The organism is Glycomyces algeriensis (assembly GCF_027622855.1).
GTDB lineage: Bacteria > Actinomycetota > Actinomycetes > Mycobacteriales > Micromonosporaceae > Glycomyces > Glycomyces algeriensis.
The window spans coordinates 65260-80284 of sequence record NZ_JAPZVR010000010.1; the positions used below are offsets into that span (position 1 = coordinate 65260).

The 15025-nt window shown below is 70.9% G+C and carries 14 protein-coding genes; 5 read left to right on the forward strand and 9 right to left on the reverse strand.

The annotated features are described in order from the left end of the window. The first annotated feature begins 307 nt into the window (after positions 1-307). Complete coding sequence (locus tag O2L52_RS17865) at positions 308-655, forward strand: peptidase inhibitor family I36 protein (protein WP_270117165.1); 348 nt, start codon at positions 308-310, stop codon at positions 653-655. Positions 656-759: 104 nt separating this feature from the next. Here the strand turns inward: O2L52_RS17865 and O2L52_RS17870 are convergent, their stop codons facing one another. After that, positions 760-1995, reverse strand: a complete 1236-nt coding sequence (locus O2L52_RS17870) for a metal-dependent hydrolase family protein (protein WP_270117166.1) — start codon at positions 1993-1995, stop codon at positions 760-762. Positions 1996-2166: 171 nt separating this feature from the next. Here O2L52_RS17870 and O2L52_RS17875 point away from each other — a divergent pair, with 171 nt between their 5' ends. After that, positions 2167-2649, forward strand: coding sequence for a cupin domain-containing protein (locus O2L52_RS17875; protein WP_270117167.1), 483 nt, complete (start codon positions 2167-2169; stop codon positions 2647-2649). A 129-nt stretch (positions 2650-2778) separates the two neighbouring features. Here O2L52_RS17875 and sucD read toward each other — a convergent pair whose 3' ends face one another. From sucD to O2L52_RS17900, 5 genes are all read right to left on the reverse strand, one after another. Continuing rightward, complete coding sequence (sucD, locus tag O2L52_RS17880) at positions 2779-3666, reverse strand: succinate--CoA ligase subunit alpha (protein ID WP_270117168.1); 888 nt, start codon at positions 3664-3666, stop codon at positions 2779-2781. 4 nt (positions 3667-3670) lie between these two features. Then, the gene (gene sucC, locus O2L52_RS17885) at positions 3671-4849 is read right to left on the reverse strand and encodes an ADP-forming succinate--CoA ligase subunit beta (protein WP_270117169.1); all 1179 of its coding nucleotides are present in this window, start codon (positions 4847-4849) and stop codon (positions 3671-3673) included. Positions 4850-5547: 698 nt separating this feature from the next. Further along, positions 5548-5994 carry a cobalamin B12-binding domain-containing protein gene (locus tag O2L52_RS17890; protein ID WP_270117170.1) on the reverse strand — a complete coding sequence of 149 codons (447 nt, stop codon included), beginning with the start codon at positions 5992-5994 and terminating at the stop codon, positions 5548-5550. Between the two features lie 115 nt (positions 5995-6109). Beyond that, positions 6110-7159: a hypothetical protein gene (locus O2L52_RS17895; RefSeq protein WP_270117171.1), complete on the reverse strand. Its 1050-nt coding sequence runs from the start codon at positions 7157-7159 to the stop codon at positions 6110-6112. A 127-nt stretch (positions 7160-7286) separates the two neighbouring features. After that, positions 7287-7712 (reverse strand): MarR family winged helix-turn-helix transcriptional regulator, encoded by a 426-nt coding sequence (locus O2L52_RS17900; protein WP_270117172.1) that lies wholly within the window; start codon positions 7710-7712, stop codon positions 7287-7289. Positions 7713-7798: 86 nt separating this feature from the next. On the opposite strand from O2L52_RS17900, the gene O2L52_RS17905 reads away from it, so the two are divergent. After that, the gene (locus tag O2L52_RS17905; protein WP_270117173.1) at positions 7799-9247 is read left to right on the forward strand and encodes an MFS transporter; all 1449 of its coding nucleotides are present in this window, start codon (positions 7799-7801) and stop codon (positions 9245-9247) included. Positions 9248-9329: 82 nt separating this feature from the next. On the opposite strand, the gene O2L52_RS17910 is transcribed toward O2L52_RS17905, so the two are convergent. Genes O2L52_RS17910 through O2L52_RS17920 form a run of 3 tightly spaced genes read right to left on the reverse strand, consistent with a single transcriptional unit; the run spans position 9330 to position 12801 of the window. After that, entirely contained in the window at positions 9330-11810 is a 2481-nt protein-coding gene (locus tag O2L52_RS17910) for an ABC transporter permease (RefSeq protein WP_270117175.1), read from the reverse strand. Positions 11811-11812: 2 nt separating this feature from the next. After that, positions 11813-12580 (reverse strand): ABC transporter ATP-binding protein, encoded by a 768-nt coding sequence (locus O2L52_RS17915; RefSeq protein ID WP_270117176.1) that lies wholly within the window; start codon positions 12578-12580, stop codon positions 11813-11815. Continuing rightward, positions 12577-12801 carry a hypothetical protein gene (locus O2L52_RS17920; RefSeq protein ID WP_270117177.1) on the reverse strand — a complete coding sequence of 75 codons (225 nt, stop codon included), beginning with the start codon at positions 12799-12801 and terminating at the stop codon, positions 12577-12579. Before O2L52_RS17920 ends, O2L52_RS17915 begins: the two co-directional genes overlap by 4 nt. A gap of 183 nt (positions 12802-12984) precedes the next feature. Here O2L52_RS17920 and O2L52_RS17925 point away from each other — a divergent pair, with 183 nt between their 5' ends. Together O2L52_RS17925 and O2L52_RS17930 are read left to right on the forward strand one after the other, a co-directional pair. Beyond that, complete coding sequence (locus O2L52_RS17925) at positions 12985-14292, forward strand: sensor histidine kinase (RefSeq protein ID WP_270117178.1); 1308 nt, start codon at positions 12985-12987, stop codon at positions 14290-14292. Then, positions 14280-14927 (forward strand): response regulator transcription factor, encoded by a 648-nt coding sequence (locus tag O2L52_RS17930; protein ID WP_270117179.1) that lies wholly within the window; start codon positions 14280-14282, stop codon positions 14925-14927. Before O2L52_RS17925 ends, O2L52_RS17930 begins: the two co-directional genes overlap by 13 nt. Positions 14928-15025 lie beyond the last annotated feature (98 nt).

Consider the following 15025-nt stretch of genomic DNA (forward strand, 5'->3'; position numbering starts at 1 on the left):
AGTGTCTTTTTGTGTGCTAGGGGTTGTGGTTTGACCGTTTTGTGTGTTTTTTGGGCGGGGCGGGCGCTGCCGTCCGCGCCTTTCGCGTGTGCACTGGTTATGTCCGCTGCTCACTTTTGTCGTTCAGAACTGTCGGGTACCCGACACTATCCGCGCCGTTTGCGCTCGGCGTGGGCCTCTGCATCACTCGAAAGAGTGAAATCGATCCCGGCGATCGTTGCTGTGCGTAACTTTCTCGTTGCCGCAAGTAGCGGTTCGGAAATCGAGCGCTCCGCCGAATCGGTGGGAGCGAAAGGAGTACCACATCATGCGCAAGCGCATCATCGCGAGCATCGCCGCAGGGTTCTTCGTCGCCGCCTCGCTGGCAGCCCCGGCATCGGCCGGATGGGGCCACGACCACGACCACGACGGCCCCCACGACTGCCCGCGCCACGCCGTCTGCTTCTGGGAGGGCAAGTACTTCCAGGGCGACATGGAGGTCGACTGGAACACCGGTCACCACTGCGAGCGGACCGACGACCACAAGATCGGCTCGGTCGTCAACAACTCGCACAAGAAGGTCAAGCTTTACTCGGACAAGCACTGCGACCACCTGACCGAGGTCGTCTACTCCCACGACTGGGACAAGAAGGTGCACGCGAAGAGCTACAAGTAGCCCGCAGCGCGCCTGAGTCGAGCGGCCCCACTCCGCGCAAGCGGAGCGGGGTCGCTTGGCGTCCCTCCTCGTCACGGTCGGGGCGTTCCGGGGCCGATTCGCCGTCAGTCTCCGAGCCGGTCCGCCTTCACCTCGCCGTCCTGCATGACCAGCCGCAGGTTCGCCTCGGGATCGGTGAGGACGGCAAGGTCCGCGAGCGGGTCGCCGTCGACGACGAGGAGGTCGGCGAGCGCGCCCGGCACGACCTGGCCGAGACGGCCCTCCTCCTTGAGGAGCCGTGCGGCGGTGACCGTGGCTGATCGGATGACGGCGGCGGCGGGGAGGACCGCGCCGCGGATCGCGAACTCCTGCAACTGGTGCCGGCGCATGCCGCCGAGGAGGTCGGAGCCGTAGCAGACGTTGACGCCGGCATTGTGGGCGAGTTCGAGGGCGCGCAGGCCCGCGTCGAGCACGATGGGGTTCTTCGCGATGCTCGCCGGAGGGAGCCCGTGCTCGGCGCCTTCGGCGGCCATGCGCTCGTAGGTGACCAAGGTGGGCACCAGGAACGCGTCGTGCTCCAGGAACAGCTCCAGACTCGACTCGTCGAGGAGGTTGCCGTGCTCGATGGAGCGCACCCCCGCGGTGAGGCCCCGGTTGATGGCCCGCGCCGTGTAGGCGTGCCCCGCGACGTACCGGTTGGCGGCCTCGGCCTCCTCGACGATCGCGCGGATCTCCTCGAACGAGAACTGTGTCGAGTCGATCCGGTCCGTCGGCGAGGCCACCCCGCCCGACAGCATGATCTTGACGTGGAACGCACCCGTGCGCAGCTGCTCCCGGGCGGCCCGCCGCACCTCGTCCACGCCGTCGCACACCATGCTCAGATCGGGACAGCACTGGTGGTCTTCGCGCACACTGCGCCCGCGCGGGCGCCCGTCCCCGTGCCCGCCGGTCTGCGAGAGCGCCTTCCCGCCGAAGTACAGGCGCGGGCCCTCCGCGACCCCTTGCGCGACCGCTTCGTGCAGCCCGAAGTCCGCCCCGCCCGGGTCGCGCACGGTGGTGAAGCCGCGGTGCAGCATCTCCCGCATCTCTTTGGCGGCTTTCAACGCGACGTACGCGGGCGACTCGTCGGCCAGCCCAGCGAGGTCCGCGGAGTGGGCGTTGACGTGCGCGTGGCAGTCGATGAGACCGGGCATGAGCGTCCGCCCGGCCAGGTCGATCACCCGGGCGCCCTCGGGCGCCTCGACATCCGGCCCGACCTCGGCGATCTCGTTGCCGCGCACCAGCACGCGCTGGCCGCGGACCAGTTCGCCCGCGGCGGTGTCGAGCACGGCGGCCCGCTCGAACAATACGGTCCCGGTCATGGGCCTCTCCCAGTGCTTCATGGGCGCCGCGCACTTGCCGCGCGGCTAGCTCCGTGGTCCAATATGCCTGACCGACGGGTGCGGTCGGACACGGGCCCGGCACCGGCGACGACGTTCGCGCGGCCCGGACCGACCGGCCCGACGACTGCGACGCAGGGGAGCGCGAGTGCCATGACCTATCCCGAACCGAAGTACTTCGGCGACGGCGAGATGAGCGCCCATTTCCGGCCCGTGTCGGCGCCGCCGGACCTGACCTATCCGGACCGCGTCTCCGTCGACTACCTCGCGACAGGTGCGAGCACGAACGGCCAGTTCGGGCTCTACCAGTGGAACTCGACCGGGGCCCGCTCCGGTCCCGCGCCGCACTTCCACCGCACCATCTCGGAGTCCTTCTACATCCTCTCGGGGACGATCACGATCTACAACGGCGCCGCGTGGGTCGACCACGAGCCCGGCGACTTCGTGCACGTCCCCGAAGGCGGCGTCCACGGCTTCCGCAACGAGTCCGGCGAGCCCGCGTCGATGCTGCTGATGTTCCACCCCGGCGCGCCCCGCGAGGCGTACTTCGAGGGCCTGCTGACCGTGGGGGAGCTGTCCGAGGAGGAGCGCAGGGACTTCTTCGCCCGCCACGACAACTTCTGGGTCGAGGAGTAGCGCGCCCTACGGCATGAGCAGGGCGTGCTCCCGCAGGTGCTGCTCCCCGGCCGGCGTCGCCCAGGCCGAGGCGGCATGGCGAAGGGCCCAGCGGTCAGACCGCCGGGCCCTTCGTATCGCTATGCGCCCCTAGAGGTTCTCGATGACCTCGCGCATGAGGCGCGCGGTCTCGCTCGGGGTCTTGCCGACCTTGACGCCGGCGGCCTCGAGGGCCTCCTTCTTCGACTCGGCGGTGCCGGCCGAACCGGAGATGATGGCGCCCGCGTGGCCCATCGTCTTGCCCTCGGGGGCGGTGAACCCGGCGATGTAGCCGACGACCGGCTTCGTCACGTGGTTCTTGATGTACTCGGCCGCGCGCTCTTCAGCGTCGCCGCCGATCTCGCCGATCATGACGATCGCCTTGGTCTCGGGGTCCTCTTCGAACGCCTTGAGGCAGTCGATGTGGGTGGTCCCGATGACCGGGTCGCCGCCGATGCCGACGGAGGTCGAGAAGCCGAGGTCCCGCAGCTCGTACATGAGCTGGTAGGTCAGCGTGCCCGACTTGGAGACGAGGCCGATCGGGCCCGCCCCGGTGATGTCGGCCGGGGTGATGCCCGCGTTCGACTTGCCGGGGGAGGCGATGCCGGGGCAGTTCGGACCCACGATGCGGGTCTTGTTGCCCTTCTCCTCGGCGTAGTTCCAGAACTTCACCGAGTCGTGCACCGGGATGCCCTCGGTGATGACGATCGCCAGCTCGATCTCGGCGTCGATCGCCTCGATGACGGCGTCGCGGCAGAACGCCGGGGGCACGAACACGACGGAGGTGTTCGCGCCGGTCTCGGCCATGGCCTCGGCCACGGACGCGAACACCGGGAGGCTCACGCCGTCGACGTCGACCTTGGTGCCGGCCTTGCGCGGGTTCACGCCGCCGACGATCTCGGTGCCGGCCTTGAGCATGCGGCGGGTGTGCTTCATGCCCTCGGAGCCGGTCATGCCCTGGACGATGACCTTGGAGTTCTCGTTGAGGAAGATCGCCATTGGACTAGGCCCCCTTGTTCGCGAGCTCGGCGGCCTTGTCGGCCGCGGCGTCCATGGTCTCGACCACGGTGATGAGCGGGTGGTTCGCCTCGGCCAGGATCTGGCGGCCGGCCTCGGCGTTGTTGCCGTCAATGCGGGCGACGAGCGGCTTGGTGACGTCCTCGCCGCGGTCGGCGAGGGTCTGGAGGGCGCCGAGGATGCCGTTGGCGACCTCGTCGCAGGCGGTGATGCCGCCGAAGATGTTCACGAACACGCTCTTGACCTGCGGGTCCGAGAGGACCACTTCGAGGCCGTTCGCCATCACGGCGGCAGAGGCGCCGCCGCCGATGTCGAGGAAGTTCGCGGGCTTGACGCCGCCGTGGCTCTCCCCGGCGTACGACACGACGTCGAGGGTCGACATGACGAGGCCGGCGCCGTTGCCGATGATGCCGACGGAGCCGTCGAGCTTCACGTAGTTCAGGCCGGAGTCCTTGGCGCGCTGCTCGAGCGGGTCCACGGCCGACTTGTCCTCGAACTCGGCGTTCTCGGGGTGGCGGAAGTCCGCGTTCTCGTCCAGGGTGACCTTCGCGTCGAGCGCGAGGACCTTGCCCTCGGGCGTGCGCACGAGCGGGTTGACCTCGACGAGCGTCGCGTCCTCGGACACGAACGCGTCCCAGAGCTTGACGAACACGTCGACGAGCTGGGTGCGCAGGTCCTCGGGGAAGCCCGCCCGGGTGACGATGTCGTTCGCGATGTCCGCATTGACGCCGACGCCGGCGTCGATCGGGAGCTTCACGACCTTGTCGGGGTCGGTGTGGGCGACCTCTTCGATCTCCATGCCGCCCGCGGTCGAGGCGATGCACAGGAACGTGCGGTTCGCCCGGTCGAGGAGGTAGGAGAAGTAGTACTCCTGGTCGATGTCGGCGGTCACGGTGAGCATGACCTTCTCGACGGTGTGGCCCTTGATGTCCATGCCGAGGATGTTGTTGGCGTGGGTCGTGACCTCGTCGACGTTGTCGGCGAGTTTGACGCCGCCCGCCTTGCCTCGGCCGCCGACCTTCACCTGTGCTTTGACGACCACCCGGTCACCGAGGCGCTCAGCGAGCTCCACGGCCTCCTGCGTGGTGGTGGCGACGCCGCCGTCCAGTACCGGCACGTTGTGCCGGGCGAACAGTGCGCGGCCCTGGTATTCGTACAGATCCACTGTAGAGTCCGCTCCACTAGCTAGTCTTCTTTGACCGGACGGCCTGGCCGCCCCGCCGGTGGGCGGGGTCCGGGTACAGGTGCCCGTTCCCGCAGGGTAACCCTAAGCGAGTGCGGCGAAGCCTGCGGCGGGCGACCGGTGTGACGAGTCTGGCGGCGATCGCGCCGGAGCGGGGACTCCGCACAAACGCGACGCTGGACCGTGAGGCCGACCAGGGGCTGCGAAGCCCGATGCACGGTCGGATGGCAGGCCCCATGGCGGGCCGCGGGGCGGACGACCGCGGAGTGCGATGCGCGGCGCGGGGCGTGCGGCATGGCGGAGAGCGACGATTCCGAGGGCATAGAGGCGGGGACCGGACGCACCCCTCAGGCGTCCGGTCCCCTTAGCGGGAATCAAGCCCACCCCTCAAAGGCTTGACTCCCTTAGGCACGATGCCCTATCGCCACCCCTCAATCGACAGGGCATCGGCAGTTTGTGGCACAGCTCTATGAACCGTGCGATATTGCCGCGAACCCGACCGGAAGTGAACTCCGGTGCCGCGGCGGTCTTTCTCAATAGCGGCCTTATAGGCCCGCTGCCGATGCGTCTTCCGCTGTATTGCACTGCGTCCGACACTATTAAGAACGAGGGCGCTCGCGGCCGGTTACGGTCTGCTCAGAATATTTTTTGCCGTGGGCGTTTTCGCAGCTCAATACCGATCAGACGGCCGCCGGACGGCCCTGATCGGGTGAGGCGACTCCGGGCGAGGGAACATGGCCCCGCACCCATTCGGCGATCACCTGCGTCGAGGCGCCGGGGCCGAATATCGCGGCCACTCCGGCTTCGCGCAGTTGCGCGGCGTCCTCCTCCGGAATGATGCCGCCGCCGAAGACGACGATGTCGCGCGCATCCGCTTCGTCGAGTAGTCGCAGCACTCGCGGGAACAGCGTCATATGCGCGCCGGAGAGAATGCTCAGGCCGATCGCGTCGGCGTCCTCCGCGAGCGCGGTCGCCACGACCTGCTCGGGGGAGTTGTGCAGGCCGGTGTAGATGACCTCCAGCCCTGCGTCGCGCAGTGCCCGCGCCACGACCTTCGCGCCCCGGTCGTGCCCGTCGAGGCCGACCTTCGCGACGACCACCCGGATCGGTGTCCCGGTAGCGGACATAGATGTACCTCCTCGTACATGTGGCCGCGGCCCGCACGGCGCTCTTGGCGGTCCGTGCGTGCCGCGGCCGTTGCTTACGAGTGAGCTTAGTCGCGTCCGGTGTGAGGCGGTAGGGCTAACCGCCGTAGGGGCCCTGCGGCGGCTGCTGGCCCTGCTGCGGGTAGCCCGGAGGCGGCGGCGGGTACGCACCCGGCTGCTGCTGGGGCTGCTGCGGACCGGGCTGGCCGTAGCCGGGAGGCGGCTGCTGGCCGTACTGCTGCTGGGGCTGCTGCGGGTAACCGGGCGGCGGGTAGCCGCCGGCCACGGCCGGGGCGCCCTTGATGTACGCCTTGACCTCGTCCTTCGTCAGGTACAGGAAGCTGGCGTAGCCGTAGACGCCGGCGTTGGCGAGGCTGAGGAGCAGGTTGAACACGCCGGCCCCGCCGGTGATCGCGAGCGAGCCGATGCCGCCGAGCGCGCCCAGGAGCGACAGGCCGGCGAAGACCATGACGACGATGATGCCGGCCAGGCGCAGGCCGCTGGAGGCGATCTTGCCCTTCGGGAGCGCCCAGCCGAACCAGCCGAGGCACGCGGCCAGCGCGATGCCGATCACGCCGAAGAACATGAGGCCGCCGCCGCCGAACACGTACTGCGAGGCGGCCACCATCGACATGATGCCGCCGAGGACGCCGATGCCGGCGCCGATGAGGATCAGGAGCCCGATGAGCTTGATGCCCGCGGGCGCCTCGCCCTGCGGGATGCCGGGCTGGCCCTGCGGGTAGCCGGGCTGCTGCTGGGGCGGCGGGCCCGGGAAGGGCTGCGGCTGCTGGCCGTAGGGCTGCTGCGGCTGCGGGACGGGGCCGCTGCCGAGCGGGTTCGGCTGCGGGGGCTGCTGAGCGGGCTGGAAGCCGGTCTGCGAGCCGCCCTGCTGCGGCATCACGGTCGTCTCGGCGAAGGAGGCGACGTTCGGCTCTGCCGGGCCGGTCGGGTTGCCGAGCGGTGAGGGCGGCGGCGGCGGGGTCGCCGCACCGCCCGGGGCGCCTTGGCGCTGGATCTTCATCGTGCGGTCGAGGCCGGACTCGTCGCCTGCGGGGGCGGGTGCGCCGCCTGGTGCGCCTGCGGCGCCGGGCTTCAGTTTGAAGGTGCCGCCGTCTTCGTCGGGTTGTTCGTTCTCTGGGGGAGTCATTGCATCCACGCTCCACGGGCCGGATCGGTTGTGACTGCTCTCGCCTTCACCATACCGACCGAGGCTGGGAGTCGGGGAAAGCCGTCCAGCCCGGGGCGGGAGTGCCAAGGCCCCCAGGGGTGTCCGGTCAGGCGCAGGTCTCCGCGCGGGCGGAGGCGGCCGGGTCGGTCAGGTGCTTGACGAGGACGGCCCGGTGCGTGGGCTTGGCGGCCTCGAACCGCTCCAGGCCCGAGGGGGTGAGCATGAGGAAGTTGGCGCGGCGGTCGAAGTCGCAGGCGGCGCGCGTGACCAGCCCGGCCTTCTCGAGGCGGGTGACGGTGCGGGAGAGGGCGCTTTGGCTGAGGTACATCTCGGCCTCGATGTCCTTCATCCGGGCCTTGTAGCCGGCCTGCTCGCCGCAGGCGCGCCCGAGGATGAGGAGCACCTCGAACTCGCTGAGGCCGAGGTCGTGCTTGGCCTGCAGCTCGTTCTCGAGCTCGCACGATGTGTTGTGGTACACGCGAAGTGTTTCAGACCACTTGGTGCAGACGTCTACGTCGGTTCCAGCCTCCATGACCAGCACATTACCATGTCAAGACATTTAATGTCCACTCATTAGATGTGTTGACATCCAATGCGCGTGCATGTAAGTTTCTCGGCATGACGATCACCGAAACCAAGCCCCACTCCAACGAGCTCCCCGACATCCCCGATCACGACGCACATGCCCCGAGCCGATGGGGACCAAAGCTGTGGGCGGTCCTGTTCGTCGCCGGCCTGGCGATGTTCCTCGACGCCCTCGACGTCTCCATGGTCGGCGTCGCGCTCCCGTCCATCGGCGCCGAACTCGGCCTCGAGACCAGCTCGCTGCAGTGGATCGTCAACGGCTACATCCTCGGCTACGGCGGCCTCCTCCTCCTGGGCGGACGCATGGCCGACCTGCTCGGCCGCCGCCGCGTCTTCCTCGCCGCGCTCGTCGTCTTCGGCCTCGCCTCCCTCGTCGGCGGCCTCGTCGACAACGAGGCCCTGCTCATCGCCTCGCGCATCGTCAAGGGCGTCGCCGCCGCCTTCACCGCCCCGGCCGCGCTCTCGATCATCACCACCACCTTCAAAGAAGGCCACGACCGCAACAAGGCGCTCTCGATCTTCACCGTCTTCGGTGCGACCGGCTACGCCTCGGGCCTCATCGTCTCCGGCCTGCTCACCGGCATCGACTGGCGCCTGACGTTCTACGTGCCGACGATCGTCGTCGCCGCCGTGATCGTCGCCGCGTTCTTCGTCATCCCCAAGAGCGAAGGGGAGCACGGCCGCATCGACTTCGGCGGCGCCGTCCTCCTCACCGGCGGCATGCTCGCCGCGGTCTACACCATCGTCACCGTCCCCGAGCACGGCTTCACCGCGCTCACCGTGTTCACCACCGTCGCCGCCGTCGTCCTCATCACCGCGTTCCTGGTGGTGGAGAACAAGATCCGCGAACCCCTGGTGCGCCTGGGCATCCTGAAGGTCAAGTCGATCGTCCGCGCCAACCTCGCCGCCATGGCGATCTTCGGCTCCTACATCAGCTTCCAGACCATCGTGTCGCTCTACCTGCAGAACACGCTCCAGTGGGGCCCGCTCCAGATGGCCCTCGCGCTGGCCCCGGCCGGCATCATCGTCGCGATCCTCTCGCCGCTCGCCGGCAAGTTCATCGACCGCTACGGCACCACGCCGATGATCATCGCCTCGATGGGCTCGTTCGTGCTCGGCTACCTCTGGTTCATCGTCCGCGCCGGGGACCCGACGCCCGCGTACTTCCTGGACTACCTGCCCGCGTTCCTGCTGCTCGGCCTCGGCTTCGCCATCGGCTTCTCGGCCACCATGGTCCAGGCCACCGAGGGCATCGACGACGACGAGCAGGGCCTGGCCTCCGGCCTCGTCCAGACCTCCGGCCAGATCGGCGGCGCGGTCGTCCTGGCCGTCGTCACCGGCCTGATCTCCGGCGGCGTCACCACCGGCATCGGCCAGTACACGCCGGGCCTCTACCTCGTCACGGTCGTGGCGATCGTCGGACTGCTCGCCAGCGCCACCGCGCTGCTGGGCCGCCGCGCCGCCGCGGTCGAAGCCGCCTAGCTCAACAGAACACCCGAAATAACACCCGCAAGTGGGGCCGCCAGCGATGGCGGCCCCACTTGCGTTTCCCAGTGAATCCGGTCTATTCGGCCGCTGCCACCAGCGTGGTGAGCGGCGTCCTGAGCGCCTTGCGGGTGGGGATCGCGATGGCGGCGTTCGCGACCAGTGCGGTGAGTGCGGCGACCGCGGGGATCACCCACAGCGGTCCCTGCGGCCAGGGCTCGCCGAGGAAGACCAGGCTCAGCAGCGTCATCGGCAGGACCGAGACGGCGAGTCCGGCCCCGATCGCCAAGGCGCACAGGAACAGCGTCTCGCGGCGCATCATGGCCCGCACCTGGCGCGGGGTCGCGCCGGCGGCGCGCAGGCCCGCGAACTCGCCTCTTCTGCGGGCGGTGGCGGCGACGAGGCTGTTGGCCGCGCCGAGCATCACGTAGCCGCAGAGCGCGAGCGTGACCATGATGTTGAGCCACTGGTCGGGGGTCATCCCGGTCGAGATGTAGGGGACGGCGGCGCCCGGTTCGGCGGTGAGGCCGGGGACGCCTGCGGCCCAGTCCGATACGGCCGCTGGGTCGCCGGTGGCGAGTGCGGCGTCGTAGAAGCGGGGCCCGGCGTGGCCGGTGACGAGGTCGGCGGCGAGCACGATGGTGCCGAAGCCGAAGCCGCGTCCGTAGGTGGCGGCGACCTCGGCGTCGACGCGGGTGCCGTCGGCGAGTATCAGGCCGATCTCGTCGCCGACGTCCGCGCCCCAGAGCCGGGCGGTGCCCGCGTCGAGGGCGACGGTGTCGCCGGTGAGGTCCGCGAGGTCGCCGTCTTCGACGTCGAGGTCGGCGACCTGGTCGATGCCGGGGCTGAAGGCGAGCGCGGGGAGCGGGTCGGCCTCCACGTCGCCCGCCATCTCGTAGATGCGCAGGACGTCGGTGTGGATGACGCCGACGGCGGCGTCGACCCCACTCGCTTCGTTGAGCGCGGCGAGGTCGGCGGCGCTGATCGCGCCGGTGACGGTGGCGTCGGCTTTCGAGCCGTCCGCGATCTCGGCGGCGGCGGTCTGGGTGAACGTGGACTGGGCGGACACCTGGGTGACCGTGAGGCCCACGGCGAGTGCGAGAACGGCGACGGCTCCCGCGGTGCGGCGGGCGTAGGCACGGCCGTTGCTGGCCGCCAGCCACGCCGGGGCGCCAGTGCCCGCGCCGGACTTTCGGGTGGTGAACCGCAGGACGGCCCTGACCAGGGCGGGCCCGGCGAGGGCGAGGCCGATCACGGCCGTGAGGGTCGCGGTCGCGGCCGAGGCGAACGCGGCCTCGCCGGGGACGACGAGCGGCATGAGCGCCTGCGTGATCGCCATGGCGATCACGAGCAGCCCGATGACGGTGCGCACGCGCCCGCTTCCGCGGGGTTCGACGCGTGATTCGGTGACGGCCGCGGTGGCCGGGAGCCTCGAGGTGCGCCAGGCGGCGATGCGGGCGGCGCACTGCACGGTGAGGAGGAGCAGGGCCGCGGCGATGAGGCCGCTGACCGGCGTCAACGCGACCGGCAGGCCCGCGGTGGTCCCGGATCCGGCGAGGAACGCCGTGAACCGTTCGGCGAGCAGGTAGCCGACGCCGATGCCGGGGACGAGCCCCGCTGCGGCGACGAGAGTGGCCTGGGAGGCGACGAGCCGCCGCACCTGGCGGGGCGTGGCGCCGACGGCGCGCAGGAGCGCGAGGTCGCGGCGCTGGCCGGCGACCGAGACGCTGATCGCGCCGCCGGTGATGAAGCCGACGAGGAGCACGATGGTGGCGGCCAGGGCGGTGGCGAGTTCGATGAGCTCGCTGCGGGCGGTGCCGCCCGCGAGGGTCTCGGCGTCGCCGCGGGCGTCGCCGGTGACGACTTCGAAGCCGGTGCCCGCGAGGGCGGACCGCACGGCGGCGGCGACGGCAGCGGTGTCGCCGTCGGCATCGACGGCGATGAGGTCGGCTTGGCCCGCAGCGTGACCGGCGAGCGCGAGGGCGGTCGCCGCGTCGGTGTAGAGGCCCTGGCCGGGCAGGTCCGCGACGGCGCTGACGGTGTACTCGGTCGTGCCGACCGCGGTGGTCAGCGCGATGCGGTCACCGGATCGGAACCCGGTCGCGTCGGCGGTCTCGGTGTCGAGGACGACCTCGCCGGTGCCGGGCGCGGGAGTGGACGTGTCGAAGAGCGCGGCGGTGTCCCAGCTGTGGCCTTCGAGTTCGGTGCCCGCGAGCCGGGCGGCGAACGTGAGGTCGGCGGCCGCGCCGGTGACTCCGGGGATGGCGGCGAGGTCCGCTGCCAGGTCGGCGGGGAGGGTCTGCCGTTCGGGGAACGGGATGTCGGGGTCCTCGACCACGGGGTGGCGCTGCGGGGCGGTCACGAGGATCTCGGCGCCGGTGAGCCGGTCGGGGGCGAGGTGGGAGGTCGCGCCGGTCTCGCCGACGACGGCGGTGGCGGTGACCATCGCGGCCCCGCCGAAGACCGCGCAGGCCACGGCGATGAGGCTGGCGATCCGGCTGCGGGCCATGCTGATCGACGGACCGGCCATGGTGAGCCGGCCGCGGGCGAGAGGTCGCAAGGTCAGCGCCTCCGCAGGCCGGCGAAGATCGCGGCGAGCTGCGGCGCGCTCGCACCGGGCACGTAGTGCTCGATGCGGCCGTTCGCGACGACCGCCGTGGCGTGCGCGCGGGCGGCCGCGGCCGGGTCGTGCGTCACCATGACCACGGTCTGCCCCGAGTCGTCCACGAGCTCCCGCAGCAGGTCCAGCACCTCGGCGGCCGTGTCCAGGTCGAGCGCCCCCGTCGGCTCGTCCGCGAACACCACCTCCGGGCGGGCCGCGAGCGAACGGGCGATCGCCGCCCGCTGCTGCTGGCCGCCCGAGAGCTCCCCGGGACGCCGGTGCAGCAGGTCCGCGATGCCCACGCGCTCGACCAGGTCGCGCAGCCAGCGCTGGTCCGCCGGGGCCCCGGCGAGGCGCAGCGGCAGCGTCAGGTTCTCCTCCACCGTGAGCGACGGGAGCAGGTTGTACGACTGGAACACGAACCCGATCCGGCTGCGCCGCAACCGGGTCCGCTGGTTCTCACTGAGCTTCCCGATCTCGGTCCCGCCGATCCGGACTTCCCCCGAGGTCGGTGTGTCGAGCCCGGCCGCGCAGTGCAGCAGCGTCGACTTGCCCGACCCTGAAGGGCCCATGACCGCCAGGAACGAGCCGCGCCGCACCTCGAGCGAGACGCGGTCGAGCGCGGTGTGCGCGCCGTCGTAGGTCTTCGTGACGTCCCGCAGGAGCAGGGCCGGCGGCCGGCCGGTCTCGGTGAGCGCGGCGGCGCGGGGCGCGGTCAGCGTGCTCATGCGCGCTTCCTGTTCTTCACGGCGCGGACGATGAGCGCGACACCGCAGGCCAGCGCGAACGCCCCGAACGGGACGGCGAGCAGCGGCAGGCCCACGGCCTGCAGACCCGTGTTCAGCACGGCGCCGGCGACGAGGCCGGTCCACAGCGCGATCCCCATGATCGTGAAGTGCCCCGGCGCGGGCCGCGGCGGCGGTTCGGTGATGCGGTACTGGTCGTTCATGGCGCTCCCCCAACGGATCGGATCGGTTGAGGAGAACGCTATGGCGAAACGCGCTGCGGCCCAATGCGGCTGGCTTGCCGATTCACAGGGGGGCCTGGTGCAGGCCCGGTGGTACAGCCAGCTCTACCGACGATCCGGCCCGCGGCGGGTAGCTTTCGACCTGACCAAGAAAAGGGGGCGTGGATGGTCCGCGAACCGATGCGGCGGGCGAAAGCCTGGCTCGACGCGCAGCTGCGCCCCGAGGGGGAGGCCGCCGACCTGTGGGCGCTGCTCCTCGCGTCGCTGCGCGCCACCGGCTACGGCATCGTCGGCGCCGGATTCGCGTTCCTCGCCCTCTACACGATCCCGCTGCTCCTGCTCACCTTCGTGCTCGGAGTCCTCGGTCCCGGCCGACTCCTCATCCGGCCCATGACCCGCTGGGTGCGGACCATCGCGGGCCTGGAGCGCGGGCGGCTGCGCCGCCTCGGCTACGAGGTCAAGAACCCCTACCTCGGGCCCTACATCGACACGCCGCGGAAGTTCCGCGAACTCAAGGCCGACCCCAGCGTGCGCCGCGACCTCACCTGGCTCGTCATCCACGGCACCTGGGGCCTCATCCTCGGCGCGCTCCTGATCCAGCTGCCGCTCACCGCCGTCCACGACGTCTCCTACCCGCTGTGGTGGATGTTCGCCACCGACTCCGAGCAGAACCTCCTCAACGGCATGCTCAAGGCCGAGACCGCGACCGCCGCGCTCCTCGGCTGCGCCACCGGCGTCGCCGTCTTCGCCCTGTGGATCCTCTTCGGCACCAACCTCCTCGACCTCCAGACCCGCCCCGGCCGGGCCTTCCTCGGCCCCGACCCCGGCATGGACCTCTCCGAGAAGGTCGCGCGACTCACCGCCACCCGCGCCGCCGCCCTCGACGCGCACGCCGTCGAACTGCGCCGCATCGAACGCGCCCTGCACGACGGCGCGCAGAACCGCATCGTCGCCGTCAACGTGCTCATCGGCGCCGCCCGCCGCGAGATCCAGCGCGACCCCGCCCGCGCCGACCAGATCCTTGAACGCGCCCAGGACACCGTCGAAGGCGCCCTCGCCGAACTGCGGGCCGTCGTCCGCTCGATCCTCCCGCCCGTGCTCGAGGACCGCGGCCTGGCCGGGGCGCTCAGCGCGCTGGCCTCCGACTGCGCCGTCCCGTGCACCCTCGAGGTGGACGTGGAGGGCCGCTGCCCGGCGAGTGTCGAGGCCACCGCGTACTTCGTGGTCGCCGAGTCGCTCACGAACGTGGCCAAGCACTCCCGCGCGACCAGTGCCTCCGTGGAGGTGCGGCGCACGGGGAATACCCTCAACGTGCTCGTGGCCGACGACGGCCGGGGCGGCGCCGACGCCGCCGGCGGCTCAGGGCTCGCGGGGATCGCGCGCCGCGTCGAGGCGCTCGACGGCACCGTGGCCGTCCACAGCCCTGTGGGCGGGCCGACCGAGATCAGAGTGGAGCTGCCATGCGGATCGTGATCGCCGAGGACGACTTCCTGCTGCGCGAGGGCCTCAACCTCGTCCTCCAGGGCGAGGGCTTCGACGTCGTGGCCACCGTGGGCGGGCCCGAGGAGTTCCTCGCCGCCGTCGAGGAGCACCGGCCCGAGCTCGCGGTCGTGGACGTGCGGATGCCGCCCACCCACACCGACGAGGGCATCAAGGCCGCCGTGGCCGCGCGCCGCGCCCACCCCGGCCTCGCGGTGCTCGTGCTCTCCGCCTACGTGGAGCAGAGCTTCGCCACGGACCTCCTCGCGGACGGCGCGCGCAGCGTCGGCTACCTGCTGAAGGAGCGCGTGGGCCGCGTTGACGCGTTCGTGGAGGCCCTGCACCGCGTCGCCAAGGGCGGTACGGCCATCGACCCGGAGGTGGTGGCGCAGCTGTTCGCGCAGCGCCGCGCCGACGACCCGGTGGAGCGGCTGACGCCGCGCGAGAAGGAGGTCCTCTCCGTGATGGCCGAGGGCCTGGGGAACCAGGCGATCGCGCAGCGGCTGTTCATCACCGAGAACGCCGTCCACAAGCACATCCGCAACATCTTCCTCAAGCTCGACCTCACCCCGGACGACCAGACCGACCGCCGCGTCGCGGCCGTCCTCCACTACCTCGAACGCGCCTGAACGAGGCGCCCGCTCAGTCCGAAATGGTCGAAAGCGGCACGTGCGTTCGGAATTCCTGCGACCCTCGAATGCGAGGAGACCGGGACTGAGGGGACGAC

Bases quoted from the DNA above. Each gene is read 5' to 3' on its own strand.
- O2L52_RS17900 (WP_270117172.1), bottom strand. From the start codon at position 7,712: ATGGAGGCTGGAACCGACGTAGACGTCTGCACCAAGTGGTCTGAAACA.
- O2L52_RS17870 (WP_270117166.1), bottom strand. From the start codon at position 1,995: ATGACCGGGACCGTATTGTTCGAGCGGGCCGCCGTGCTCGACACCGCC.
- O2L52_RS17865 (WP_270117165.1), top strand. From the start codon at position 308: ATGCGCAAGCGCATCATCGCGAGCATCGCCGCAGGGTTCTTCGTCGCC.
- O2L52_RS17890 (WP_270117170.1), bottom strand. From the start codon at position 5,994: ATGTCCGCTACCGGGACACCGATCCGGGTGGTCGTCGCGAAGGTCGGC.
- O2L52_RS17905 (WP_270117173.1), top strand. From the start codon at position 7,799: ATGACGATCACCGAAACCAAGCCCCACTCCAACGAGCTCCCCGACATC.
- sucD (WP_270117168.1), bottom strand. From the start codon at position 3,666: ATGGCGATCTTCCTCAACGAGAACTCCAAGGTCATCGTCCAGGGCATG.
- O2L52_RS17925 (WP_270117178.1), top strand. From the start codon at position 12,985: ATGGTCCGCGAACCGATGCGGCGGGCGAAAGCCTGGCTCGACGCGCAG.
- O2L52_RS17875 (WP_270117167.1), top strand. From the start codon at position 2,167: ATGACCTATCCCGAACCGAAGTACTTCGGCGACGGCGAGATGAGCGCC.
- O2L52_RS17920 (WP_270117177.1), bottom strand. From the start codon at position 12,801: ATGAACGACCAGTACCGCATCACCGAACCGCCGCCGCGGCCCGCGCCG.
- O2L52_RS17895 (WP_270117171.1), bottom strand. From the start codon at position 7,159: ATGACTCCCCCAGAGAACGAACAACCCGACGAAGACGGCGGCACCTTC.
- O2L52_RS17915 (WP_270117176.1), bottom strand. From the start codon at position 12,580: ATGAGCACGCTGACCGCGCCCCGCGCCGCCGCGCTCACCGAGACCGGC.
- O2L52_RS17930 (WP_270117179.1), top strand. From the start codon at position 14,280: ATGCGGATCGTGATCGCCGAGGACGACTTCCTGCTGCGCGAGGGCCTC.